The sequence below is a fragment of the Burkholderia sp. Nafp2/4-1b genome (assembly GCF_003635165.1).
In the GTDB taxonomy this organism is placed as follows: domain Bacteria; phylum Pseudomonadota; class Gammaproteobacteria; order Burkholderiales; family Burkholderiaceae; genus Burkholderia.
This window is the reverse complement of sequence record NZ_ML058615.1, coordinates 1-25,548: the sequence shown is the minus strand read 5'-3', so window position 1 is coordinate 25,548 and position 25,548 is coordinate 1. Positions and strand designations below refer to the sequence as shown.

The window sequence follows — 25,548 nt, the reverse complement described above, 5'->3', positions numbered from 1 at the left end:
TCATCCTATTTATATGGATTGTTACGCTTCCGAGGTTCCGACCTTCCAGTCGGGCAGGCGCCGCGATCCCGCGCGCGCCTTCGTCCCGCGTTACGTTTTGCCCAGCTTGTCCGCGCCGTCCCAGCCGAGCGGCCCGGCGCTCTTGCCGGCCACCGAGTACAGCGCGCCCGGCGCGTTGCGCGTGCGCTGGAAGTCCTCCAGCGATTCGCCGCGCATCGCCGCATAGATATGCAGGTTCGATATGCCCGTCACCGCGCCGAGCTTTTCCAGCAGGAAGAAGATCACGCCGTAGCGCAGCAGGCCGAGCCAGTCGCGCCGACGGATCAGGTCGCGCTCCTCCGTGCTGAGGTCCGCGGCCGCGAAGCTCGCTTCGGGGTCGCTCAGGAACTGCGCGCGATGCGCGGGCTCGATCATCCGGTGCAGATAGTCGTTGATCCGGTACGCGCGCACGGCCCGGTCGATCGTGAACGGATAGGTGCCGGCCAGTTGCTCGACGCCGGCGAGTTCGACCGCGATCCGCCGCCGGTGACGCTCGGCCGCCGCCTCGTCGACGTCGGTGTCCGCCGGCTCGTAGACAGCCGTCGCGATTCCCGTCATCGACGGCAGGTAGTAGCCGCGGTGACGGCACACGACGCCCGCCGGCAACGCGCCGCGCATCGTGAGCCACATCACGACCTCGGCGCCCTCGAAGCCGCCGAGCGTCGCGTATTCGCCGAGCGGCATGCCGGCCAGGCGCTCCGGGTCACGCTCGAGCAGATCGAGGAAACTCGCGTCCCATTCGGGATTGTTGAAGCCCGAACGCTCGCCGTGCACCTGGTGCGACAGTCCGCCGGTCGCGACGATCGCGACGCGCAGGTCTTCCGGATAGCTTTCGATCGCGCGGCGCAGCGCCTGGCCGAGCCGATAGAAGCGGCGCGCGGACGGCACCGGCAACTGCAGCACGCCCATCTGCAGCGGTACCAGTTGCACCGGCCAGTCGGGGCGGTGCGGACACAGCACCGACAGCGGCGAAAAGCAGCCATGGTCGAGCGGCTTGTTCTGGAAGAACGACATGTCGAACTCGTCGGCCATCAGCGACTGCCCGATATGCGCGGCCAGCGCCGGGTGGCCGGCAACCGGCGGCAGGTCGCGCGCGCCGCCGCCTTCGTCCGCCGGATGCCACTGCGGACCAACGCCGAGCGAGAACGCCGAATAGTGATCGAAGAAGAACGACGTCACGTGGTCGTTGTAGATGAACAGCAGCACGTCGGGACGCTTGTCGGCGAGCCACGCGGCCAGCGGCGCGAAGTTTTCGAAGATCGGCGCCCAGACGGGATCGTCGTGCTTGTTCTTGTCGAACGCGAATCCGATCGTGGGCGTGTGGGAGGCCGCGATGCCTCCGATAATCCGTGCCATGCCAATGCTCCTTCGTGATGCTCTGATGCGGTCCGGCCGCGCCGTCCGTTGCTGATTGAATGCGTGCGCGTTCGCTCACTACGCGCGCCCGTGCGGCTGCGGCGCAAGGCTGCGCTTGACGACCAGCGCGAGCGGAACGGAGAACACGAAATGCGACATGAACCCGCCGATGATCACGTTCGGGTCGAAATAGTTCGGATGATTGCTCGACGCGATCATGATCAGCGCGTGCATCACGATCCATGCGACGATCGCGAAGAACAGCGCGACGAACGTCGCCTCGAAGCCGCGCCGGCGGAACCACGGCCAGATCACCGCAAACGCGATGCCCCACGACAGCGCGAACGCGAAATGGATTGCGGTGCCGATGAAGTATGCGCCGATGCCGAGCGCGTCCTGTGCGGCCCTGCCGAACACGAGCCCCGTCGCGTTGCGCGGGATGCCGGCGAGCGGCATCAGGTGCTGCGCGCCAACCCACACGAGCGCCTCGTAGACCCAGATCAGCACCGCGCCCGCGAACCCGCCGCGAATACCCGCGCGTACCGTGTCGGAAAGCGGCGTGCTGTCCGCGGATGCGTCCGCCGATTCGCGTGCTCCGATGATGTGCTGTCGTCCCATTACGCTGCCTCGCTCGTAGTTGCAGGTGCCGCGCCACGCGCCGGTCCCTTTTCGTGATCGGACGAACAATGAATCAGATGGCGGCCCGATGCGCCGGCAACCGCGTGCTTGCGGCTCCCGGGATTGAAATTACTCAGTCGCGGCCGGGGCAACAAAGTCAGGGTAAACCCTTGCACCCCGACGTAACCGCATATCCGGCAAGCTCTCAACCGGCATGCGTACCGCGTCGCCGATGGCCCGGAAGCCCGCCGGATATGGCGCTCGTGCGGCCGCGTCCGGCGGCGAGCGAGCCGCAGCCGATCAGTCGGCGATTCACATCCGATAAATAAAACAGATGCGCCAATAAGCCCAACGCAAGCTCCGCGGCCACCGTTCCGGTAAAGTCGTTCAACCCGCTGCGCTGCCGGCGCAGGCCGCACAGATGCACGCATGTCGTATGCTCGGCCGCCGCGACGCACACCGCCCGAACACCCATGGACAACACCGACCTTCCGAATCTCGCCTGCCTTTACGCGGTGCAGCGCGTTGCCGAAACGGGCAGCGTGAGCCGCGCCGCCGCGACGCTGTTTCGCGCGCAGTCGGCCGTCACGCGCGCGGTGCAGGAGCTCGAAACGGCCGTCGGCGAAGCGCTGTTCGACCGCAAGCCGTCCGGCATGCTGGCGACGCCGGTCGGCCGTGCGGTGCTCAAGCGCGGAGAGCGCGTGATCGCCGAACTCGGCGCGCTCGCGAACTGGTGTGCGCTGCGCCAGTCGCGCCGCCGCGCATCGGCCGACGGCGGCCTGCCGGCTTACCTGCTCAACACGCGGCGGCTCCTGCTGTTCTCGACGCTCGCGCGGCACCGTCACATGCCGAGCGCCGCGCGTGCGCTCGGCGTCACGCAGCCGGCCGTCAGCAGCGCGATCCGGATTCTCGAGAGCGGCGCGGGTTTCGCGCTGTTCCATCGGCATCCGCGCGGCCTGCTGCTGACAGCCGACGGCGAGACGTTCCTGCTGCACGTGCGGCGCGCGCTGAACGAACTGCGGCACGTCGCCGACGACGTCGCCGCGCTGCACGGCAGCATCCAGGGTGTCGTGACCGTCGGCGCGCTGCCGCTCGGCCGCACGCTGATGCTGCCCGAAGCGGTCGCGCGCGTCGTCACTCGGTTTCCGAAAGTGCACGTGATCACCGACGAAAGCGCGTACGAGGCGCTCATCGCCGGTGTGCGCGCGGGCGACATCGACTTCATCCTCGGCGCGCTGCGCGCGAGCGATCCGGCGAACGACCTCGAGAACGAACGGTTGATGTCCGAGAACCTGGTCGTGCTCGCGCGGCGCGATCACCCGCTCGCCGGCGTGCGCAACCTCGCGCTCGCGACCCTTGCCGGTGCGCAATGGATCCTGCCGCGCAGCCATTCGCCCGCGCGCGGCCTATTCGAATCGCTGTTTCGGCGCATGAAACTCAAGCCGCCGATGCCGACGGTCGAGAGCGCCGACCTCGCGGTGATACGCGGCCTGCTGCTGCACACCGACATGCTCGCGGTGCTGTCCGCGCAGCAGTTGCACTACGAATGCGAAGCGGGGCTGCTGGTCGTGCTCGATGTGCCGCTGCGCGAAACGACTCGGGACATCGGGCTGATGACGCGCGCCGGCAGCCCGCCGTCGCCGGCCGCGCGCGCGTTGATCGACGCAATTCGTGTGGTGGCGAGCGAGGTCGCACGCACGCCGCACGCTAAACGTGGACGGTGAACGTGTCTCCGCGCTCGCCGTAAAGTACGCCGGCATCGCGCATGATGGTTTCAGGAATGGGAGATCACAGGCAAATTGTTGGACGGTGGAGGTATCTCTACTGAGGCGGTTCGCTTCGCCGACGTGCCTGCCTTCGTCATTCTGAACGCCTTGGCGCTAGACGACCGCATGGGAAACAAGGATGCGGCCGGCCTCATCCATGTGCTGAGGTATGCGGGAAGATTGACGAGGTTGCTGAACTATTCGTGCAGCGGGCGTTGTCGCAGACGCATCCCGGCGCGATCGAAGCGGGACTCTCGGCCCTGCACCGCTGCTTCTGCGATGACGAACATGGCGAGGGATACGAGAAGGTCGGATCAGTCAGTTACGCGAAATTCCACTACCAGGCCGACGATGATGCCTTGGTGCGAGACCAGCGCTTCGCGTCGGGTCTAGTTCAAGCGCTCCTCGATGAATTCAACGCCAAGCTCGCGGAACGCCAGCCAAAGACTTGATGCCGTTCGCTTTGTAGGAGGCATCTCCCGAACTTGGCGGGCGACGCCGGAAACCGACTACCCGCACACGGCAGGCGATGTGTAAAGCGTAGCCGCGGAACTTGACGCACGCAACGTTCGGCAGGCTCGGAAGGGTACCCCTCCGATTAGAAACGGTGCCACTGTCAACAGCATCCTCGAGACACGCGCCACGGTCGCGCCCCCAAGCATGACGTCGGATTGAGCGTGCGAAACATCCGGCTAGGTACGCCGCCCCCCCTCTTCTCAGCCGTTCAAGTAGAACCTACTGACCACGTAGGCGACGCCAGTGTCCAGTATCAACGTGAGGGCGCTTACCTCGAAAACGTGCGTCCGACCAGCGCTCCAGGCGCCAGTGCTCGATGTAGAAGTCGCGCTTGAGCGGATCGTCGAGATACGTCCGTGTCTTCAAGTGGGTCCAGCTCAATTCTCTCCGCAGTGCGGAGAGAATTGCTTCGTCGGGAAATAAGCACGCGCATTCAGTGACGCAACTGCTGCTCGCTCCAGCCACCTCCATACTCGGCCGTCCGCCGCTGGTTAAGCTCCGGGACAATCTGTTGCCCCTTGCCGGCGCGCTCCCCGCGCAGCACATCGTCCTGAAGATCGCGCCCGACCTGCCAATAGAGCGACGTCAATGCGGCATTGACGGCGACCGCGCCGGCCCGCGCGGCATTGGTGGCGAACATCAGTCAGTCAACAGGGAGGTGAAGATCAGCTCGGCCACCTTGTCGGGATCCAAGAAATTGATGCCGGCAGGCAGCGCCCAGCGATGGCCACGTTACCGGAATCTCGACAGCAGCGGAACCCTGCCGAGCGCGCTCCCGCACTCCCCCACGCCGAGGAGCGAATTCGCCCATCGCCATCTTACTGTTGCCTGCGGCGCGCTCGATCGATAGCTCCGTCGCAGAAGATGCCGCGCCACCGGTCGACCCACCAGGTCGGACCCGGTATTGCGCCGGGGGCGAAGACCTGAGCCTGTGAGCGCACTTGCCCCATCCGCCCCCGCTGGGGTACTACAAAACTAGTTAGAACGAGTCGCGAGTTCCATGGCATGGGCAGGCCTATCCCGAAATGAAGGGTAACATAGCCCTTACTATGTTCCCCTTCATTCCGCCGGATCCTGCCTCGCAATGGACGACTTCGGCGGAGCCCATCGCGACCCTCTTTCACTGCACAATCGCGCAGGTCCTAACTCGCCCCTGAAGTTTCTACGAAAAAACTGTCAAGCTTCCGCGTCGTCCATACGCGCATCACAGCTCGGCGTGATGCACGACCGCAGTCAAACAACGCTCGTGCCCCCTCTGATGCGACCGGCAAGCCAAAGTCCGGATTCGCCACGCCGCTCGACGAACACTAAAAACGGAATAAAAAACGCGTCGAAGACAAGTACTCGATAGACATCGGCGGCTCACCCGCGCGAAGGCCCTTGCCAGTCGGAGCCTGGACGGATTCCATCGCGCCCCCGACGGACCACCCCAATCTTCACAATTCATTTAACTTTCCGTGAGGACTTCGACACCGGCCTCTGCCTACTCTGTGCGCATGTTTTCAGCACCTGCTTCCAGGAGCCCATCATGCCCACCCGCAGACATCTGCTGTTCGCCGGCGCCACCGGCCTCGCCGCGCTCGCGGCGCTGTCGTCCACCGGCCGGCGCGCGCTCGTCGGCCGCGTGTTCGCCGCGCCGCCCGCCGCGCCCGAGCCGGCCGCCGCATCGATGGCCGCCCCGTTCGAGATCACCCGCAGCGCCGCCGAATGGCGCCGTCGCCTGACACCCGCCCAGTACACGGTATTGCGCGACGCCGGCACCGAGCCGCCGTACAGCAGCCCGCTGAACGCCGAGCACCGCCGCGGCACGTTCGCGTGCGCGGGCTGCGACCTTGCACTGTTCTCATCGAGCACGAAGTTCGACAGCCACACCGGCTGGCCGAGCTTCTGGAAGCCGCTCGACCACGCGGTCGCGACCGAGGTCGACGGGTCGTTCGGGATGACGCGCACCGAAGTGCACTGCCGCCGCTGCGGCGGCCATCTCGGCCACGTGTTCGACGACGGCCCGCAACCCACCGGCCTGCGCTACTGCATGAACGGGCTCGCGCTCGCCTTCCACCCGGCCGCCGCGTAACGCGCCGCCGCCCTCCTGAACGACCGGAGACCGCTCCATGCTGCTCATCGCCCTCGCCTATCTCGGCGGCGTGCTCACGATCCTCAGCCCGTGCATCCTGCCCGTGCTGCCGTTCGTGTTCGCGCGCGCCGACCAGCCGTTCGTCCGTACCGGCCTGCCGCTGCTGATCGGCATGGCGCTCACGTTCGCCGTCGTCGCGACGCTCGCCGCCGTCGGCGGCGGCTGGGTCGCGCAGGCCAACCAGGCCGGCCGCTGGCTCGCCATCGTGCTGCTCGCGGTGTTCGCCCTCACGCTGCTGTTGCCGCGCTTCGCCGAACACCTGACGCGCCCGCTCGTCGCGGCCGGCAACCGGCTCACCGGCTTCGCGCAGCGCGACGGCCGCCCGGCAGGCCCGCTGTCGTCGCTGCTGCTCGGCGTCGCGACCGGCCTGCTGTGGGCGCCGTGCGCCGGCCCGATCCTCGGGCTCGTGCTGACCGGCGCAGCACTGCGCGGTGCGAGCGTCGGCACGACGCTGCTGCTGGTCGCGTATGCGGCCGGCGCGGCGACCTCGCTCGGCGTCGCGCTCGTGATCGGCGGCAGGGTGTTCGCGGCGATGAAGCGCTCGCTCGGCGCCGGCGAATGGATCCGGCGCGGGATCGGCGTGGCGCTGCTGGCCGGCGTCGGCGCGATCGCGCTCGGCCTCGACACGGGAGCGCTCGCGCAACTGTCGACCGTCACGACGGGCACCCTCGAGACGAGGCTCGTCGACCGGCTCGGCGGACGCTCGAACGACGCGCCGGCCGCGATGTCCGCGACGAGCCATGCCGACAGCGGCAACGCCGGCACGCCGAGCGGCGCAATGATGGCCGCGGTGTCCGACGATGCCGGCGGCACCCCGACCGGCAGCGCGATGATGCGTGCCACCGGCACGACACCCGCGACGCAGGCACCTGCCGCGCTGCCCGTCGAAGGCACGCTGCCGTCGCTCGACGGCGCCGTGCAGTGGCTCAACTCGCCGCCGCTGAGCGCGGCCGGGCTGCGCGGCAAGGTCGTGCTCGTCGACTTCTGGACGTATTCGTGCATCAACTGTCTGCGCACGCTGCCGTACACCAGCGCGTGGGCCCGCAAGTACGCGCCGTACGGGCTCGTCGTGATCGGCGTGCACGCACCGGAGTTCGCGTTCGAGCGCGACCTCGGCAACGTGAAGAAGGCCGTGCACGACCTCGGCATCGACTACCCGGTCGCGATCGACAACGGCTATGCGATCTGGCGCGCGTTCGGCAACGAATACTGGCCCGCGCACTACTTCGTCGACGCGCAAGGACGCATCCGCCACCACCACTTCGGCGAAGGCGAATACGGGCAGTCGGAACGCGCGATCCAGTCGCTGCTCGCCGAAGCCGGCCATCCGGAAGCGCTGAACGTGCCGCTGGGGCTCGCCGGCGCACCCGCGAAGGGCGCGCTCGCGGCTGCCGACAGCGCGCAGGTCCGTTCGCCCGAAACCTATGTCGGTTATGCGCGCGCGGAAGACTTCACGTCGCCCGGCGGCGTGGTACGCGACACGGCACACCGCTACGACGCGCCCGCGCACCCCGACCTGAACGACTGGGGCCTGGCCGGCACGTGGCAGGTGGGCGCGGAGCGCGCGACGCTTGCCGCGCCCGCCGGGCGCATCGTCTACCGCTTCCATGCGCGCGACCTGCATCTCGTGCTCGGCCCGGGCGCGAACGACAAGCCGGTGCGCTTTCGCGTGACGCTCGACGGCGCGGCGCCCGGCGCAGCACACGGCGCCGACGTCGACGCGCAGGGCTACGGCACCGTCACCGGGCAGCGCCTGTACCAGCTCGTCCGGCAGCCGGGCGCGATCGCCGATCGCACGTTCGCGATCGAGTTTCTCGACCCCGGCGTCGATGCGTATGCGTTCACGTTTGGCTAAGCAGGCGCTGCGACCCGACCAACCTATTCCGTCCCGCATTTCCAAGGAGCAACTCATGAACCCGACATCCACTCGCGATTCCGCGCCGCGGCGGCGGGCGGCCATGCTACGCCGCATCGGTGCGATTGCCCTCGCGGCCGCCGCCGTGTTCGGCTACCAGCGCGTCGTCAGTTCCGCGGAACCGATGCGCACCGTGCCCGCGCCGACGCTCGACGAAACTCCGGGCGCGTCCCACGAGGAAACCGCCGTGCTCGCCGGCGGCTGCTTCTGGGGCGTGCAAGGCGTGTTCGAGCACGTCAAGGGCGTGAAGCAGGTCACGGCCGGCTACGCGGGCGGCGCGTCCGAGACCGCGCATTACGCGCTGGTCGGCAGCGGGTTGACGGGCCACGCGGAATCGGTGCGCATCGTCTATGACCCGACGCAGGTCACGTACGGCCGGCTGCTGCAGGTGTTCTTCTCGGTCGCGCACGATCCGACCGAGCTCAACCGTCAGGGGCCCGACGAAGGTTCGCAATACCGGTCCGCGATCTTCCCGACCACCGCGCAGCAGCGCGCCGTCGCGACTGCGTACATCGCGCAGCTGGGCACCGCTCACACGTTCCCGACGCCCGTCGTCACGCGCGTCGAGCCGTACAAGGGCTTCTATCCGGCGGAGGCGTATCACCAGAACTACCTCGAGCTGCATCCCGACGCGCCGTACATCGCGTTCAACGACCTGCCGAAGGTCGCCGGGCTGAAGCAGCGCTTCCCGGCGCTGTACCGCGCCGACGCGGTGCTGTGGCGCGAAGCCGGGCTGTGATGGGGAATTGCGGGCCGCTCGGCGGCCCGCGTGCGGCGTGAGTGGCGTGAGCGGCCCGCGCGGCGTGAGCGTTCAGCCCGCGCCGCCGGCCGTATTTGCGCTGCATCAATGAAACGCACGCCGCCCTGACCGGGCAAACCCGTATCGATTCAGCTTCACGGGCCAACTTCGCGTAGACTTCTCCTGATCGATCCCCGCCGCACACCACGCGGCGCCGGGAACTCTCCAGCCAGCCAGGAGGCGTCACGCATGCGCGCAGTGCCTTTGTCTGACAGCAGCATCCTCGAAGAACCGTCCACCGACGCGGTCGTGCGCGACCTGCGCCGCGTGCCCATCCATCCCGATCACTGGTATCCGCTCGCGTGGTCGCGCGAACTGAAGCGCGGCAAGACGCTCGGCGTGCGCTTCGCCGGCGATCCGATCGTGCTCGTGCGCACCGAATCGGGCGCCGTGTATGCGCTCGAAGATCGTTGCGCACACCGCCAGGTGCCGCTGCATGCGGGCGTCGTCGACGGCGAAACGCTGCGCTGCTGCTACCACGGCTGGACCTACGCATGCGACAGCGGCCGCTGCGTCGACGTGCCGTATCTCGGCCGCGAGCGCTTGCCCAACGGCGTGCGCGCGTATCCGTGCCGCGAGGCGCACGGGCTGATCTTCGTGTTCCCCGGCGACGCGACGCTCGCGGACGAACGCCCGTTCCCCGCGCTCGAATCGGCCGACGATCCCGCCTTCAAGACCCGCCGCTTCGGCCGCGAGGTCAAGTGCCACTACTCGTTCATGCACGAGAACCTGATGGACATGAACCATCAGTTCCTGCATCGCAAGCAGATGGGACAGATGCGTGCGCGCAGCCTCGGCCGCCGGCGCGGCGACGACTGGGTCGAGGTCGATTACACGTTCGCGCGAATGGAAGGCAAGCAGCCGGTCGGCGAGGCGCTCGTGTTCGGCGCGAGCAAGAAGCCGACCGACCAGGCCGACAAGAGCGTGATGACGGTGCGCACGATCTATCCGTACCAGACCTTGCAGATCCGCTCGAGCGAAGGCACGCTCGTGATGGACCTGTGGATCGTCTACGTGCCGCTCGACGCCGAGCAGCGCACCAACCGCACGTTCGGTCTCCTGTCGATCCACAAGCCGGGCATCCCGTTCGCGCTCGATCTCGCGTGGCCGCTGCTCGTCTGGTTCACCGAGCGGATCTTCCGCGAGGATCGCTGGATCGTCGAGCGCGAGCAGGAAGCGCACGACCGGCAGGGCGCCGACTGGAACCACGAGGTGTTTCCGGTCATCAATGAACTGCGCGACCTGTTGCGCCAGTGCGGCGCGCGCACCGTGATCCCGATCCGCGAAGTGACCGCCGGCGACGCACGCTGACCATCGCGGCGAGCGCGCCCGCCGCGCGCTCGGCCGGTTTCAGCCGACGCATTCAGCCGGCGCACTCAGCCGGTGCGCTCGACCGGATGCGGCTCGCGCAGCCGGTTCGCGATGCGCGCGGCCTCGTAGTAGCCGGCCGTGGGCGGCCGCTTCAGGTAGCGGCCCGCGCCGCGCACCGCCCGCAGCTCGCCGTCGGCCCACGCGAGCGCGCCGCGCGTGAGCGTGTGCGTCGCGACACCCTGCACCGTCATCCCTTCGAACACGTTGAAGTCGACCTGCTGGTGATGGGTCTTCACCGAGATCGTCTTCGTCGCGGCCGGATCCCACACGACCAGATCGGCATCCGCGCCGACCTGCACCGCGCCCTTGCGCGGATACAGGTTGAAGATCTGCGCGGCGTTCGTCGACGTGATCCGCACGAACTCGTTCGGCGTGATGCGGCCATGATTCACGCCGTGATGCCACAACACCGACATGCGGTCTTCCACACCGCCGCAGCCGTTCGGGATCTTCGTGAAATCGTCGCGGCCCATCGCCTTCTGCGACGCGCAGAACACGCAATGGTCGGTCGCCGTCGTGTGCAACTGGCCCGACTGCAGCCCGCGCCACAGCGCCTCGCGATGCTGGGCCGAGCGGAACGGCGGGCTCATCACGTGCGCGGCCGCACGCGTCCAGTCCGGGTCGCGATACACGGACTCGTCGATCACCAGGTGGCCCGGCAACACTTCGCCGAACACGCGCAGCCCTTCGCTGCGCGCGCGCGTGATCACGTCGACCGCGTCCTTCGCCGATACGTGCACGATATACACCGGCACGCCGAGCACCTGCGCGATGCGGATCGCGCGGTTCGCGGCCTCGCCCTCGACCTCCGGCGGCCGCGACAGCGGATGCGCCTCCGGCCCCGTCATCCCGCGCGCGAGCAGCGCCTTCTGCAGCTGGAACACGAGTTCACCGTTCTCCGCGTGCACGGTCGGCAGCGCGCCGAGTTCGAGCGAACGCGTGAAGCTGTTCACGAGGACCTCGTCGTCGGCCATGATCGCGTTCTTGTACGCCATGAAGTGCTTGAAGCTCGATACGCCGTGCTCGCGCACCAGCGTGCCCATGTCGCGATGCACCGATTCGTCCCACCACGTGACGGCCACGTGGAAGCCGTAGTCGGCCGCCGCCTTCTCGGCCCAGCCGCGCCATTGGTGGAACGCATCCATCAGCGGCTGCTTCGGGCTCGGGATCACGAAGTCGATGATGCTCGTCGTGCCGCCCGACAGCCCGGCGGCCGTGCCCGAATAGAAATCGTCGCTCGCCGTCGTGCCCATGAACGGCAGTTCCATGTGCGTATGCGGATCGATACCGCCCGGCATCACGTACTGGTCGTGCGCGTCGACCACCGTCGCGCCGGCCGGCGCGTCGATCGTCTCGGCGATCTGCAGGATCGTGCCGCCGTCCTGCGGGTCCGCACACAGGACGTCCGCGCGATAGGTGCGGTCCGCATCGACCACGGTACCGCCGCGAATCAGGATTGCCATTGGGTTGCCTCCTCGTTGACTGTCGGGTACCGCACGCATCCCATGCATCGGGTTCGTCACGCGCTCGCGATTTGCGCGCGCTGCGCGGCGCGCCACTTCATCCAGGTGCCGTACACGCCGGACGCCAGCACGAGGCCGACGAACCACGCATACGTGTAAAGCGTGTTGAAGAACGCCGGCACGTTCGGGAACGACGCCGGGAACGCGGTGTGCAGGAAACCGGGCAGGTTCGGCAGCACGCCGACCGCGAGCGCGACCAGCGCGGCCGGGTTCCAGCCGCGCGCATAGCTGAAGTCGCCGCGCTCGTCGAACAGCGCGCGCGTATCGAGCCGTGTGCCGCGAATCAGGAAGTAGTCGACCATCAGGATGCCCGCGACCGGCCCGAGCAGCGCCGAGTAGCCGACGAGCCAGGTGAAGATATAGCCGTCCGTCGTCGCGAGGATCTTCCACGGCATCATCACGATCGCGATCGTCGCGGTGATCATCCCGCCGGTGCGATACGAGATCGCCTTCGGCCACAGGCTCGAAAAGTCGTAGGCGGGGCCGACAAGGTTCGCCGCGAGGTTGCAGCACATCGTGTCGAGCGTGAGGATCACGAGCGCGATGCCGACGCCGATCCCGGTCATCCGGCTCGTCAGGTCGATCGGATCCCAGATCGCGTTGCCGTAGATCACGACGGTAGCCGACGTCACGACGACCGACACCACCGACAGCAGCGCCATCGGCAGCGGCAACCCGATCGACTGCCCGATCATCTGGTCGCGCTGCGAATGCGCGAAGCGCGTGAAGTCGGGGATGTTCAGCGCGAGCGTCGCCCAGAAGCCGACCATCGCGGTCAGCCCGGGCCAGAATGTCGCCCAGAAAAGTCCCGCCTTCTTGCCGCCCGCGACGAACTGCGACGGCGCCGACAGCATCGAGCCGACACCGCCCGCCTGCGACGTCGCCCACCACACGAGCGCGACGCACATCACGACCTTGATCGGTGCGGACCAGCTTTCGAGCCAGCGAATCGAATCGGTGCCGTGCAGGATGAAGTACAACTGCAGCGCCCAGAACACGAGAAAGCATGCGAGCTGCCCGAACGAGATGCCGACGACGGGCAGCGCTGCGCCGTGCAACGCGTTGCCGGTCAGGATGTTCAGCAGCGTGTAGATCGCGCTGCCGCCGAGCCAGGTCTGGATGCCGTACCATCCGCACGCGACGATCGCACGCAACAGCGCGGGCAGCTTCGCGCCCTGCGTGCCAAACGACGCGCGCACGAGCACCGCGTATGGAATCCCGTGCTTCGCGCCCGCATGGCCGATCAGCAGCATCGGCACGAGCACGATCAGGTTGCCGAGCAACACGGTCAGCACCGCCTGCCACGGCGACATGCCTTCCTGGATCAGCCCGGCCGCGAGCATGTACGACGCGATGTTCATCACCATCCCGACCCACAGCGCCGCGAAGTGATACCAGCGCCAGGTGCGCTGCGCGGGCGTCGTCGGCGCGAGGTCGTCGTTGTACAGGCTGCCGGCCGGCGCCGCGGCGCTGTCGGGATCGGCGTGAATCGCTGCTGGTTTCATCGAACGCTGCTCCATGTAAACGTCAGTGCCGGCATCGCGCGATGCCGGCTGAACAGGACACAAGCAGCGGCGCCACCCGTCGCGCGCCGCCGGCCGCCGGTCAGGCCGCCTTCACGTGCTTCGCGGGCTCCGCCGCGCTCGCGCCCGCATCGGCACGCGCCGGGTTGTTCGGATGCGTGGTCCAGTTCGCGTAATCGCCCGCGTCGACCCGCTCCATCGTGATGCACTGCTCGACCGGACACACATGCATGCAAAGATTGCACCCGACGCATTCCGAATCAATCACTTCGAAATGCCGCACGCCGTCCTTCACCGCGGTGATCGCCTGGTGCGACGTGTCCTCGCACGCGATATGGCACAGCCCGCACTGGATGCAGCGGTCCTGGTCGATGCGCGCCTTGATGTCGTACTTCAGGTTCAGGTATTTCCAGTCGGTGACGTTCGGCACCGCGCGGCCGCGAATGTCGTCGAGCGTCGCATAGCCCTTGTCGTCCATCCAGTTCGACAGCCCGTCGACGAGATCCGTCACGATCCGGAATCCGTAATGCATCGCCGCGGTGCATACCTGCACACTGCCGGCGCCGAGCACCATGAACTCGGCCGCGTCGCGCCACGACGAGATGCCGCCTATGCCGGAGATCGGCAGGTTCGGCGTTTCCGGATCGCGCGCGATTTCCGCGACCATGTTCAGCGCGATCGGCTTGACCGCCGGGCCGCAGTAGCCGCCGTGCGTGCCCTTGCCGTCGACGGTCGGCATCGGCGCCATCTGGTCGAGGTCCACCGCGACGATCGAGTTGATCGTGTTGATCAGCGACACGCCGTCCGCGCCGCCGTTGTACGCGGCGCGCGATCCCATCCGGATGTCGCTGATGTTCGGCGTGAGCTTCACGAGGCACGGCAGCTTCGTGCCTTCCTTGACCCAGCGCGTAACCATCTCGACGTATTCCGGCACCTGGCCGACCGCCGCGCCCATCCCGCGCTCGCTCATCCCGTGCGGGCAGCCGAAGTTCAGCTCGACCGCATCGGCGCCGGTATCCTCGACGAGCGGCAGGATCCATTTCCAGTCGCGCTCGTTGCACGGCACCATCAGCGACACGATCAGCGCGCGGTCGGGCCAGTCGCGCTTCACCTGCGCGATCTCTTTCAGGTTCACGTCGAGCGGGCGATCGGTAATCAGCTCGATGTTGTTCAGTCCGGCGATCCGCTGGCCGTTCCACTGCACGGCGCCGTAGCGCGAGCTGACGTTGACGACGTGCGGATCGAGCCCGAGCGTCTTCCACACGACCCCGCCCCAGCCGGCCTCGAATGCGCGGTTGACGTTGTACGCCTTGTCGGTCGGCGGCGCGGAAGCGAGCCAGAACGGGTTCGGCGAAGTGATGCCTGCGATGGTGCAGCGAAGGTCGGCCATGTTCGGCTCCGTGAAGATGGGCGTTGTTCGTGATTCGCGTGGCGTGGGTGGCGGGCGCGGCGTCGTCGTGCAACCCGCGTTCAGGCGGCCTTCGCGTCGCGCTGCGCGAGCGCCGCGTCGATCGCGGCCGCCGCGCGCTTGCCGTCCTGCACGGCCTGCACCGTCAGGTCGATGCCGCCCGTCGCCGCGCAATCGCCGCCGGCCCATACGTCCGGCAACGCGGTGCGGCCGTCCGCATCGACCGCGATGCGCGCGCCGTCCGCCGTCAGCAACGCGGTCGCGACGCCGTCCGGCACCAGCGTCTGGCCGATCGCCTTCAGCACCATGTCCGCGTCGACGTTGAAGCGTTCGCCCGACGCGGCCTCGAATTCGACACCCGTCACGTGCCCGTCCATGCCCGCGATGCGCACCGGCTTCGCGTGCGTGACGAGCGTGACGCCGCTCTTCTGCGCGAACTCGCGCTCGGCCCACGTCGCGCTCATCGCCTCCACGCCGCGCCGGTACACCATCGTCACGCGCTCGGCGCCGAGCTTGCGGCTCTGCACGGACGCGTCGATCGCCGTATTGCCGCCGCCGATCACGACCACGCGCCGCCCGACCGGCACGTTCTCCAGCGCGTCGGCCTGTCGCACCTGCTCGATGAAGTCGACCGCGTTCATCACGCCGTCCAGTTGCTCGCCGTCGATCGAGAGCGTGCGCACGCCGCCCAGGCCCATCGCGAGAAACACCGCATCGTGCTGCTCGCGCAGCGCGTCGAGCGTGACGTCGCGTCCGAACGCAACGCCGGTTTGCAGCGCGATTCCACCGACCGACAGCAGCCACTCGACTTCGCGCTGCGCGAAGTCGTCGACCGTCTTGTACGCGGCAATCCCGTATTCGTTCAGGCCGCCTGCCTTCGGCCGCGCGTCGAACAGCGTGACGCGATGCCCGGCCAGCGCGAGCCGGTGCGCGCACGCGAGCCCGGCCGGCCCCGCGCCGACCACCGCGATATGCCGCCCCGTGTCGGGCGCCCGCGTGAAGCGCACCGCGCCGCTCGTCATCGCCCAGTCGGTCGCGTGCCGCTGCAGCGCGCCGATCGCGACCGGCTGCGCATCCTGGTGATTGCGCACGCATGCGCCTTCGCACAGGATCTCGGTCGGGCACACGCGCGCGCACATCCCGCCGAGCGGGTTCGCGGACAGGATGTCGGTCGCAGCTCCTTTCAGGTTGCCGTTGCCGATCTTGCGGATGAAGCTCGGGATGTCGATCTGCGTCGGGCAGGCCTGCACGCACGGCGCGTCGTAGCAGTAATGGCAGCGGCTCGCGGCGGCCGCGGCCGCCGTCGGATCGAGCAGCGGCGCGATATCGGCGAATTCGCACGAGAGTTGCGTGGACGACAGGCGATGCGCGGCGATATCGCCGGTTGGCTTGGTGGTCATACGCGTTCCTTCGACTGAGTCGAGACAAAGGCGTCCCCGCCGGCTGCCTTCGCACAGTCGGGGCGGTCATGCTTAGGAATGCTACGATCGTGCGCTGCGCAGCTTGCCGGCCGCGCTATCGTCGTTGCGTCATGAAGCCGGCTCGCATGCGCGCGACAGCATTGCGTGCAGCAGCACGTTCGCGCCGGCCTCGATCCAAGCAGGCGTCGCGTCCTCGATCTCGTTGTGGCTGATGCCGTCGACGCACGGTACGAACACCATCGACGTCGGCGCGACCTGCGCCAGATAGCACGCGTCGTGTCCCGCGCCCGACACGATGTCGCGATGCGAGTAGCCGAAGCGATCGGCCGCATCGCGCACGGCGGCGACGCAAGCCGAATCGAACGCGACGGGCTTGTAGTAGAAAATCTGCTCGAGTTCGGTTTCGAGCCCGATCTCGCCCGCGATGCGCGCGACGCCGTCACGCAGCGCGGCATCCATCTCCGCGAGCACGGCGTCGTCCGGATGACGGAAATCGACGGTGAAGAACACGCGCCCCGGAATCACGTTGCGCGAGTTCGGGTGCACCTGCATCATCCCCACCGTCGCGCAGCCGAACGGCGCGTGGTCGAGGCCGATCCGGTTCACGAGATCGACGACGCGCGATGCGCCGAGCAGCGCATCGCGACGACGCGGCATCGGCGTCGGCCCCGCGTGCGCTTCCTGACCGGTGAACGTGATCTCGTACCAGCGCTGCCCTTGCGCGTCGGTCACGACCCCGATCGTCTTGCACTCCGCTTCGAGAATCGGCCCCTGCTCGATATGCAGCTCGAATGCCGCATGCAGCTTGCGGCCGCCGCACGGCACGTCGCCCGCGTAGCCGATGCGCGCGAGTTCCTCGCCGATCGTCTTGCCGTCGATGTCCTTGCGAGACAGCCCGTACTCGAGCGTGAACACCCCCGCGAACACGCCCGACGCGACCATCGCCGGCGCGAAGCGCGAGCCTTCCTCGTTGGTCCAGATCACGACTTCGACCGGATGCTCGGTCTCGATGCCGTGATCGTTCAGACTGCGAATCACTTCGAGGCCGCCCAGCACGCCGTAGATGCCGTCGAAACGGCCGCCCGTCGGCTGCGAATCCGCATGCGAACCGGTGACGACCGGCGCCGCGTCGGCCACGCGGCCCGCGCGGCGCATGAACACGTTGCCCATCGTATCGACCGTCACCGTGCAGCCGGCTGCCTTCGCCCAGCCGACGATCAGGTCACGCCCGGCCTTGTCGAGATCGGTGAGTGCGAGGCGGCAGACGCCGCCTTTCGGCGTCGCGCCGATCTTCGCCACCTCCATCAGGCTGTCCCACAACCGCCTGCCGTCGACCTTGATCGACGTGTCGAATGCTGCCCGCTTCACTGTTTCCGATACCGCGTCCATCGTATCGCTCCTGTGGGGTCGGTCATGTCGTCATCCGGGTCGGTACCGGTGCGCATTGCTGCTGTCGGGGCAAACCCGCACCTGCGAGGTGCAGACGCGTGTCGTTCACGCGATTCGTCCGACAAACGGAGCCGGGATTGGCACGCCCGTTCGCCGCTCATCGAATCCTGTCCGATTGGACAGGTTTTAGACGATCAAAATGCGTAGCGCAATGTCTTTCTTGCGCGAACCGAGCGAGCGAGAACCGTGCCATCGCATTGCAGCATCGCGCACGCGCGGATGTGTGCGAACGCGTGCGTTCGATGCGAACCAGCGGCTAGAATGAAGCCCAACGCGGCATGCACGCCGCGCGAGGCAACGATGAGACATGACGAAGCGGCCGCCGAGGTTACCGGCGACGACGAAACGAGCACGCCTTTGCGGCGACGCAAGGCACACATCCGCGAGTCCAACGAAGCGCATCTGCTGGCCTGTGCGGAAGCCGTATTCGCGGAGCGCGGGCTCGACGGCGCCAGCACCGCGATGATCGCGGAACGCGCTGGGCTACCCAAGGCGAACCTGCACTACTACTTCCCGACGAAGCTTGCGCTGTACCGTCGCGTGCTCGAGGACCTGTTCGAAGACTGGCACCACGCAGCCGCCTCGTTCGAAGCCGGCGACGATCCGGTCGACGCGATCGGCGGCTACGTACGCGCGAAGATGGATCTGTCGCGACGGCGCCCGCTCGGCTCGAAGGTGTGGGCCAACGAGATCATCCATGGCGCCGCGCACATGCAGGACATCCTGTCGGAACGCGTGAAGCCGTGGTTCGACACGCGCGTGAAGGTGATCGAAGGCTGGATCGCACGCGGCCTGCTCGCACCGATGGATGCGCACGCATTGATGTATTTGATCTGGGCGACGACGCAGCACTACGCGGACTTCGATGCGCAGATCCGCGCGCTGAGCGGCAAGCGTGCATTCACTCAGAAGGCGTTCGCCGAAACGACCGAGCAGGTCGTGCAGCTCGTGATACGCGCGTGCGGTGCGGTGTCGCCGAACGCGAGCGCGTAGCTTCCACCGGAAAAGCACAACGGGCGACGGACACGATGCAGGGTTGCCCTGCACGGTGCCCGCCGCCCGCCGCCCGCGACGAGGGACGGCATGCGTGCCGTCCCGCGCGTGATGCGTTCGCTTAGTGCGCTCGCGTAATGCGCTCGCGTGCGCCGCGCGTGTCCGCGTGACGCAGTGGCGCGTTACGCGTTATGCGACGCGCTCGATCGCGATCGCCGTCGCCTCGCCGCCGCCGATGCACAGCGATGCGACGCCGCGCTTCAGCCCATACGCCTCGAGCGCCGCGAGCAGCGTGACCATCACGCGTGCGCCCGACGCACCGATCGGATGGCCTAGCGCACACGCGCCACCGTGCACGTTGACCTTCTCATGCGGCAGATCGAGATCGCGCATCGCCGCCATCGCGACCACCGCGAACGCTTCGTTGATCTCGAACAGGTCGACGTCGCGCAGGTTCCAGCCGGTTTTCTCCGACAGCTTGCGGATTGCACCGATCGGCGCCGTCGCGAACAGCCCCGGCTGATTCGCGTAGGTCGAGTGCCCGACGATCACGGCCTTCGGCGTGAGACCGAGCCGCTCTGCTTCCGAGCGGCGCATCAGCACGAGCGCGGCCGCGCCGTCGGAGATCGACGACGAGTTCGCTGCGGTCACCGTGCCGCCTTCGCGGAACGCCGGCTTGAGCGTCGGGATCTTGTCGAGCTTCGCGTTGCCCGGCTGCTCGTCGATCGACACGACGGCTTCCGTCTTGCCTGCCTTCACGGTCACCGGCGCGATCTCCGACACGAAGCGCCCGTCGGCAATCGCGCGTTGAGCGCGCGTCAGCGACGCGATCGCGAACGCATCCTGCGCCTCACGCGTGAACTGATAAGCCTGCGCACAATCCTCCGCGAACGTGCCCATCAACCGGCCCTTGTCGTATGCGTCCTCTAGCCCGTCGAGAAACATGTGGTCGAGCACCTGGCCGTGACCCATGCGCATCCCCGCGCGCGCCTTCGGCAGCAGGTACGGCGCATTCGTCATGCTCTCCATCCCGCCCGCCACGGCGACGTCCGCCGAGCCCGCCAATAGCAGGTCGTGCACGAGCATCGCGGCCTTCATCCCCGAGCCGCACATCTTGTTGACCGTGGTGGCGCCCGTGCCCAGCGGCAAGCCTGCCTTCAGCGCGGCCTGCCGCGCCGGCGCCTGGCCTTGGCCTGCCGGCAGCACGCAGCCGAACACGATTTCATCGATGCGCTCGGCCGGCACGCGTGCGCGTTCGAGCGCCGCGCGAATCGCCACCGCGCCAAGCTCGCTCGCGCTGGCCGCGGCCAGTGCGCCCTGAAAACCACCCATCGGCGTGCGCGCCGCGCCGACGATTACGATCGGGTCTTGTGTCGTCATGATCGAGTTCCTCCAGTTCCAGTATCAGCGCGGTGCCATGCGCAGCGCGCCATCGAGACGAATGACTTCGCCGTTGAGCATCGTGTTCTCGGCGACGTGGCGCACCAGCGCCGCGAATTCGTCGGGGCGGCCGAGCCGCGGCGGGAACGGCACGCTCTTGCCGAGCGCATCCTGCACGTCCTGCGGCATGCCGGCCATCATCGGCGTCGCGAAAATGCCCGGCGCGATCGTCACCACGCGAATGCCGAATCGTGCAAGTTCGCGCGCGATCGGCAGCGTCATGCCGACCACGCCGCTCTTCGACGCCGCATATGCGGCCTGCCCGATCTGACCGTCGAACGCCGCGACCGACGCGGTGTTGACGATCACGCCGCGCTCGCCTTCCGCGTCGGCGTCCTGTTTCGACATCGCTTCGGCCGCGAGCCGGATCATGTTGAAGGTGCCGATCAGGTTGATCGACACCGCCCGCGCGAAGCGGTCGAGCGAATGCGGGCCTTCACGGCCGACGACCTTCTCGCCCGGCGCGACACCCGCGCAGTTCACGAGCGCGTCGAGGCGACCGAATGCGTCGCGCGCGGCGGCCACTGCCGCCTGTCCGTCGGCTTCGCTCGTCACGTCGGTCTTCACGAAGCGTGCGGCCGCACCGAGTTCGTTCGCGAGACTCGCGCCGGCGTTTTCATTGACGTCCAGCAGCACGGCCTTGCCGCCTTCGGCGACTACCATGCGCGCCACCGCGGCACCGAGGCCGGAACCAGCGCCCGTAATCAGAAAAACGCGATCCTTGATATTCATTCGCACTCCGTATTCAGTATTCGATGTTCAGGATTGAGCGGCCTTGTCGGCTTCCATCTTGCGCAGCACGAAGCGCTGGATCTTGCCGCTGGGGGTTTTCGGCAGCGCGTCGACGAAGTCGATCGCGCGTGGATAAGCGTGGGCCGACAGCCGTCGCTTCACGTGCTGGCTGAGTTCGTCGGCCAGCGCCGGCGTACCGTCGAAGCCTTTCGACAGCACGACGAACGCCTTGACGATCTCCGTGCGCTCCGGGTCCGGCACGCCGATCACCGCGGCTTCGCTGACGGCCGGATGCTCGATCAGCGCGCTTTCCACGTCGAACGGACCGATCCGGTAGCCGGACGACGTGATCACGTCGTCCGCGCGGCCGATGAAGCTCACCGTGCCGTCCGGCTCGAGCTCGACGTTGTCGCCGGTCCGGTAGTAGCCGCCTGCGATCGCCGGCGTGTCCTGCTGCCAATAGCCGCGGAACCACAGCAGCGGCGAGCGGGCAATGTCGATCGCGAGGTTGCCGGGCTCGCCGGGGCCGAGCTCGCGATCGGCGTCGTCGAGCACCGCGACGCGATAGCCGGGCATCGCGAAACCGGCCGAACCGGCATGAACGACGTGCGTGAGCCCGTGATGGTTGTTCACGACCATCCCGAGCTCGGTCTGGCCGTAGTGATCGTAGATCGGCGCGCCGAGCGCCGCATGGAACCAGCGCACGACTTCCGGGTTCAGCGGTTCGCCCGCGCTGCTGACCACGCGCAGCTGCCCTTTCAGCCGCGCGGCCGCGTCGGTACCGGCCGCCATCAGCATCCGGTACGCGGTGGGCGAACCGGCGAGGCTCGTGATGCCGAGCCGTTCGATCACGTCGTAGGTGCTGTCGACCGTGAAACCGCCCTCGTACAGCGTCGTTGCGTGGCCGAGCAGCAGCGGGCCGGTAATCGCGTAATAGAGACCGTATGCCCAGCCCGGATCCGCGATGTTCCAGAAGCGGTCGCTGGCACGCAGGTCGACCGCGTCGCGCATGTACGCACCGAACGCAAGCAGCGCGAAGAGCGGCACCGGCACGCCTTTCGGCAACCCCGTCGTGCCCGACGTCGACATCATCATGAACAGGTCCGTGCCCTTGCGCAGCACGGGTTCGAACACACTGGAACTGGCGTCGAGCGCCGCGCGGAAATCGATGTCGCGGGCCGGCAGCGTGTCGCCCGATTCGCGCACGGTCGCGACCCGCGGGCAATCGACGATCTCGTCGAGCTTCGCGCGATTCGCGATGTTGGTGACGATCAGCCGCGCATCGCTCATGCGCAGCCGATGCTCGATCGCCTTCGGTCCGAACGCGGTGAAGAGCGGCTGATAGACGGCGCCTGTGCGCCACGTGCCGAGGATCGTCGCGAGGAGTTCGGGCGTGCGCGGCAGGAGGCCGGCCACCACGTCGCCCGGTTTCACACCCTGCTCGACGAGCAGGTTCGCGACCCGCGCCGACAGCGTCTGCATCTGCGCGAACGTGAAGCTGCGGTGGTGGCCGCCGGCATCGATCCAGTCGAGCGCGACCGCGTGCGGGTCTGCCGCCGCATGTCGGTCGCAGCACTCGACACAGGCGTTCAGGCCCTGCTCCAGGTCGCCGTGCAGAGTGGCCGCGGCAGTCTCGATACGGAAGCCGGCCACGGCGTCGGCATAGGCCGGCACCGTCCGGGCGGTTGCTCCATCACGCATGCGTGTCTCCTGTTCGTTATGACCGACGGCGAACCGGCGGTATATCGATGATGGTAGACAGCCGTCACATTGCAATCAATGACAAACAGAATCTAGAATCGTGATCGCTTTTGCCATGTCTGGAGGACATGAAAAATGGGGCCGCAGATGATTTCGCCCGGTTTCGTCGACGATGCGCTGGACAGCCTGCGCCGGCAACGGTTGCCGACCGAGGCCGTGCTGCGCGCAGCGGGCCTGCCGGCGGTCGTATGCGAGCCAGTAACGCCTCAGCAGTACGGGCGGCTGTGGCTGGCGATCGCCAGCGCGATTGACGACGAATTCTTCGGGCTCGCGGCGCGCCCGATGCGGCGCGGCAGCTTCACGCTGCTGTGCCATGCCGTGCTGCACGCCGGTACGCTCGAGAAGGCGCTGCGGCGCGCGCTGCAGTTCCTGCGCGTGGTGCTCGACGAACCGCACGGCGAACTCGTCGTTGCCGACGGCCAGGCGCGGATCGTCCTCACGCAGTCGGGGGCGCCCTATTCCGCATTCGCTTACCGGACGTTCTGGCTGATCCTGCTCGGGGTCGCGTGCTGGCTGATCGGCCGACGCATTCCGCTGCAGCGCATCGATTTCGCGTGCCCGAGCCCCGACCAGCGCAGCGACTATCATCAGTTCTTCGGCGTTCCGGTCCATTTCGGCCGCCCCGACAGCCGACTCGCGTTCAACGCCGCTTATCTCGCGCTGCCGACGATCCGCTCCGCGCAGGCGCTGAAGACCTTCCTGCGCGGCGCACCCGGCAACCTGCTGGTCCGCTATCGGCACGACACCGGCTGGGTGGCAAAAACGCGCGCGCATCTGAAGGCGCAGCCGGCTGTCGACTGGCCGGACTTCGACACGCTGGCCGTGCGCCTCGGCACGACGCCCGCGACGCTGCGGCGACGATTGCGCAGCGAGGGGCAAAGCTTCGCGTCGATCAAGGACGAGCTGCGCGGCGCGCTGGCGCAGTCACTGCTGCGCGGACACCGGCTCAGCGTCGCGGAAATCGCTGCGGAGCTCGGCTTCACCGAGCCCAGCGCGTTTCATCGCGCGTTCCGGAAATGGACCGGCACGAGCCCGGGCGCGTTTCGGCGCGACGTCGATGCGGCGCAGGCGGAACATTGAATTGCGGCGCCGGAACGCGCCACGTTCGACGCGAGCGCGCCGACGGGAACGGCCGTCATGCAAGGTATGGAAGAACCGTGTTCCTCTGCTCGAGGAGGCGAATCCTGCTCATTCGACGGCCATGCAGGCGATTCGGCTGCGAGCCCGCAATCACCGTACCGTTTGTCGGCACCGCGGCACGATCGCAGATCTGTTGAACTGCGACATGTCGGCAAATCGACAAATCGCAGGACTCCAGAGTGAGTCGATGCCGCTACTGCCGCGCACCGACATGCTCGACGCACAGCGATCGCTGCCAACGACGGGAGGAAGACATGCATGTCGGTTATATCGTCCGTGCAACGCGTGCGGCGGATACGAACACACTCATGCAATTGGCCCGTATTTCAAAGGCGCATTGGGACTATCCGGAGAAATGGCTCGACTTGTGGCAGTACGATCTCGAGATTTCATCGGAGGCCATAGAAGGATCGAGCGGCTACGTCGCCGAAGCCGAAGGAACGGTCATCGGCTTCTGGATCAGGACGTCGGCGGATGCGGAGCGCCGGATGCCCGCTTGGCCCCGGTTGGCTATTCGTCCACCTGGGGCAGATGGGACGGGGCGCCGCCCGCGCGCTATGGAGAGAGATTCGGAAGGAAGCGCCAGAAGAGGGATCAGAAGCTTCGTGATCGAAGCGGATCCCAATGCCGTCCCGTTCCATCTGACGCTTGGGGCTGAAAAGATTGGTGAAAAGGAGTCGGGCGTGCTGCCGGGCAGGTACTTTCCAATCTTGCGGATCGCGATCTGGTCGATCGTAAGCGATCTGGCTTCCAAGGAGGGCTACGATCCTGTCGGTCCAGCTAGAGTAGCCACAGAGACCTGGCTGCCGGCCAGCATCTTGTTCGCTCGGCGCACAAACACCCAGTGCCAAACCCAGAGGAAAACCGCAACTCCGCTGGCGATTGAGCCAATGGTATTGGGTATTAACGAAACAACCTGGGCAAGACACCACCCGATGCCGCTGATCCGGCCGAACGAGCGCAAACCGGACAAAGCCGGATTGATACGAGACTCCGCTTCCAGGGACTTCGCAACGTTGGAAATAATGAAGAAGTCCTCGATGAAGTTGTATGGCAAGAGGAACATAAACCAGACGCTGTTGGGCTCGGCCACACGCGATCCTCGGTTGACCGATTTCAGGGTAGTTCTGAGGTCGCTCGCGTAGGCATAGACCAGAGCTAGGAAAACCGCGACGACGACGATGGCGCAGATTGTCCCAAACATCTCTATTTCGCCGAGAATGCCGCCGTCTTCTGAGGGATGGATAAAGGGATAGGCGAGCCCAAAGGCAATGGGGATGCTCAGAATGGCTTTGAGAATGGTTCGTGCAACTGTGCTCATGCGTATCGGATCGAATAGGTACGTTGTCACAGGCAGCATAGCGAACCATCATCCTCGCTGTGCGACTTTGTTCTGATATATGCCGCCTTCTTTCGCGACTCTAGCCGAGTCGGTGTCTTCGATTGATTCGACCCGTTCGACGGCAGCAATGTAGCCCACCGGGAGGTGCGCCTCTTGTGCGCCGGCCAGCACGTGGTGCCTGTACCGGTGATAGGGGCGGAGCCCTAGTTGTTTGTTGGCGGCGACGATATAGGTGACCGCTTTGCGGGCGCCATCATCCGTTTCATCGCGCTTTTCCGCGCCACAAATGCAAAAACCCCCGC

At 67.1% G+C, this 25,548-nt stretch carries 20 protein-coding genes and 2 pseudogenes; 8 read left to right on the top strand and 14 right to left on the bottom strand.

Annotated elements, in window-relative coordinates:
* Nucleotides 1–90: 90 nt before the first annotated feature.
* The 3 genes from C7H84_RS22450 to C7H84_RS36510 form a co-directional block, all read right to left on the bottom strand.
* On the bottom strand, nt 91–1,395 hold the full coding sequence (locus C7H84_RS22450) for a gallate dioxygenase (protein ID WP_121860820.1): 1,305 nt from the start codon (nt 1,393–1,395) through the stop codon (nt 91–93).
* A 78-nt stretch (nt 1,396–1,473) separates the two neighbouring features.
* Entirely contained in the window at nt 1,474–2,013 is a 540-nt protein-coding gene (locus tag C7H84_RS22445) for a hypothetical protein (RefSeq protein ID WP_121860819.1), read from the bottom strand.
* Between the two features lie 205 nt (nt 2,014–2,218).
* Nucleotides 2,219–2,497 carry a hypothetical protein gene (locus C7H84_RS36510; RefSeq protein WP_205611449.1) on the bottom strand — a complete coding sequence of 93 codons (279 nt, stop codon included), beginning with the start codon at nt 2,495–2,497 and terminating at the stop codon, nt 2,219–2,221.
* On the opposite strand from C7H84_RS36510, the gene C7H84_RS22440 reads away from it, so the two are divergent.
* Complete coding sequence (locus tag C7H84_RS22440) at nt 2,487–3,737, top strand: LysR family transcriptional regulator (protein ID WP_121860818.1); 1,251 nt, start codon at nt 2,487–2,489, stop codon at nt 3,735–3,737. The two genes, C7H84_RS36510 and C7H84_RS22440, sit on opposite strands and share 11 nt — an antisense overlap.
* A 257-nt stretch (nt 3,738–3,994) precedes the next feature.
* Nucleotides 3,995–4,231, top strand: coding sequence for a hypothetical protein (locus tag C7H84_RS22435; protein ID WP_205611448.1), 237 nt, complete (start codon nt 3,995–3,997; stop codon nt 4,229–4,231).
* A gap of 352 nt (nt 4,232–4,583) precedes the next feature.
* Here C7H84_RS22435 and C7H84_RS22430 read toward each other — a convergent pair.
* Nucleotides 4,584–4,949: pseudogene (locus tag C7H84_RS22430) on the bottom strand (DUF1016 N-terminal domain-containing protein); the annotation flags it as partial.
* Between the two features lie 874 nt (nt 4,950–5,823).
* Here C7H84_RS22430 and msrB point away from each other — a divergent pair.
* The 4 genes from msrB to C7H84_RS22410 all read left to right on the top strand — a co-directional run bounded on the left by msrB (nt 5,824) and on the right by C7H84_RS22410 (nt 10,454).
* The gene (gene msrB, locus C7H84_RS22425; RefSeq protein ID WP_121860817.1) at nt 5,824–6,369 is read left to right on the top strand and encodes a peptide-methionine (R)-S-oxide reductase MsrB; all 546 of its coding nucleotides are present in this window, start codon (nt 5,824–5,826) and stop codon (nt 6,367–6,369) included.
* A gap of 37 nt (nt 6,370–6,406) precedes the next feature.
* On the top strand, nt 6,407–8,284 hold the full coding sequence (locus C7H84_RS22420; protein ID WP_121860816.1) for a cytochrome c biogenesis protein DipZ: 1,878 nt from the start codon (nt 6,407–6,409) through the stop codon (nt 8,282–8,284).
* A 55-nt stretch (nt 8,285–8,339) separates the two neighbouring features.
* Entirely contained in the window at nt 8,340–9,083 is a 744-nt protein-coding gene (gene msrA / locus C7H84_RS22415) for a peptide-methionine (S)-S-oxide reductase MsrA (protein ID WP_121860815.1), read from the top strand.
* 249 nt (nt 9,084–9,332) lie between these two features.
* Nucleotides 9,333–10,454 (top strand): aromatic ring-hydroxylating dioxygenase subunit alpha, encoded by a 1,122-nt coding sequence (locus C7H84_RS22410; protein WP_121860814.1) that lies wholly within the window; start codon nt 9,333–9,335, stop codon nt 10,452–10,454.
* A 65-nt stretch (nt 10,455–10,519) separates the two neighbouring features.
* On the opposite strand, the gene hydA is transcribed toward C7H84_RS22410, so the two are convergent.
* The 5 genes from hydA to C7H84_RS22385 all read right to left on the bottom strand — a co-directional run bounded on the left by hydA (nt 10,520) and on the right by C7H84_RS22385 (nt 17,778).
* Nucleotides 10,520–11,977 (bottom strand): dihydropyrimidinase, encoded by a 1,458-nt coding sequence (gene hydA / locus C7H84_RS22405; protein ID WP_121860813.1) that lies wholly within the window; start codon nt 11,975–11,977, stop codon nt 10,520–10,522.
* Between the two features lie 56 nt (nt 11,978–12,033).
* The gene (locus C7H84_RS22400; protein ID WP_121860945.1) at nt 12,034–13,542 is read right to left on the bottom strand and encodes an NCS1 family nucleobase:cation symporter-1; all 1,509 of its coding nucleotides are present in this window, start codon (nt 13,540–13,542) and stop codon (nt 12,034–12,036) included.
* Between the two features lie 100 nt (nt 13,543–13,642).
* Nucleotides 13,643–14,950, bottom strand: a complete 1,308-nt coding sequence (preA, locus tag C7H84_RS22395; RefSeq protein WP_121860812.1) for an NAD-dependent dihydropyrimidine dehydrogenase subunit PreA — start codon at nt 14,948–14,950, stop codon at nt 13,643–13,645.
* 80 nt (nt 14,951–15,030) lie between these two features.
* Nucleotides 15,031–16,368, bottom strand: a complete 1,338-nt coding sequence (locus C7H84_RS22390) for an NAD(P)-dependent oxidoreductase (protein WP_121860811.1) — start codon at nt 16,366–16,368, stop codon at nt 15,031–15,033.
* Between the two features lie 129 nt (nt 16,369–16,497).
* Nucleotides 16,498–17,778, bottom strand: a complete 1,281-nt coding sequence (locus C7H84_RS22385) for a Zn-dependent hydrolase (protein WP_121860810.1) — start codon at nt 17,776–17,778, stop codon at nt 16,498–16,500.
* A gap of 360 nt (nt 17,779–18,138) precedes the next feature.
* Between C7H84_RS22385 and C7H84_RS22380 the strand changes: the two genes are divergently transcribed.
* Complete coding sequence (locus tag C7H84_RS22380) at nt 18,139–18,831, top strand: TetR/AcrR family transcriptional regulator (RefSeq protein WP_121860944.1); 693 nt, start codon at nt 18,139–18,141, stop codon at nt 18,829–18,831.
* 189 nt (nt 18,832–19,020) lie between these two features.
* On the opposite strand, the gene C7H84_RS22375 is transcribed toward C7H84_RS22380, so the two are convergent.
* Genes C7H84_RS22375 through C7H84_RS22365 form a run of 3 tightly spaced genes read right to left on the bottom strand, consistent with a single transcriptional unit; the run spans nt 19,021 to nt 22,704 of the window.
* On the bottom strand, nt 19,021–20,211 hold the full coding sequence (locus tag C7H84_RS22375) for an acetyl-CoA C-acetyltransferase (RefSeq protein WP_121860809.1): 1,191 nt from the start codon (nt 20,209–20,211) through the stop codon (nt 19,021–19,023).
* Nucleotides 20,212–20,235: 24 nt separating this feature from the next.
* On the bottom strand, nt 20,236–21,003 hold the full coding sequence (locus tag C7H84_RS22370) for a 3-hydroxyacyl-CoA dehydrogenase (protein ID WP_121860808.1): 768 nt from the start codon (nt 21,001–21,003) through the stop codon (nt 20,236–20,238).
* A gap of 27 nt (nt 21,004–21,030) precedes the next feature.
* A complete protein-coding gene (locus C7H84_RS22365) occupies nt 21,031–22,704 on the bottom strand; it encodes an acyl-CoA synthetase (protein ID WP_121860807.1) in 1,674 nt (557 codons plus the stop codon).
* 135 nt (nt 22,705–22,839) lie between these two features.
* Between C7H84_RS22365 and C7H84_RS22355 the strand changes: the two genes are divergently transcribed.
* Entirely contained in the window at nt 22,840–23,844 is a 1,005-nt protein-coding gene (locus C7H84_RS22355; RefSeq protein ID WP_121860806.1) for an AraC family transcriptional regulator, read from the top strand.
* 820 nt (nt 23,845–24,664) lie between these two features.
* On the opposite strand, the gene C7H84_RS22345 is transcribed toward C7H84_RS22355, so the two are convergent.
* A complete protein-coding gene (locus tag C7H84_RS22345; protein WP_121860943.1) occupies nt 24,665–25,225 on the bottom strand; it encodes a hypothetical protein in 561 nt (186 codons plus the stop codon).
* 48 nt (nt 25,226–25,273) lie between these two features.
* Nucleotides 25,274–25,548 (bottom strand): annotated as a pseudogene (locus tag C7H84_RS22340) (gamma-glutamylcyclotransferase); the annotation flags it as partial.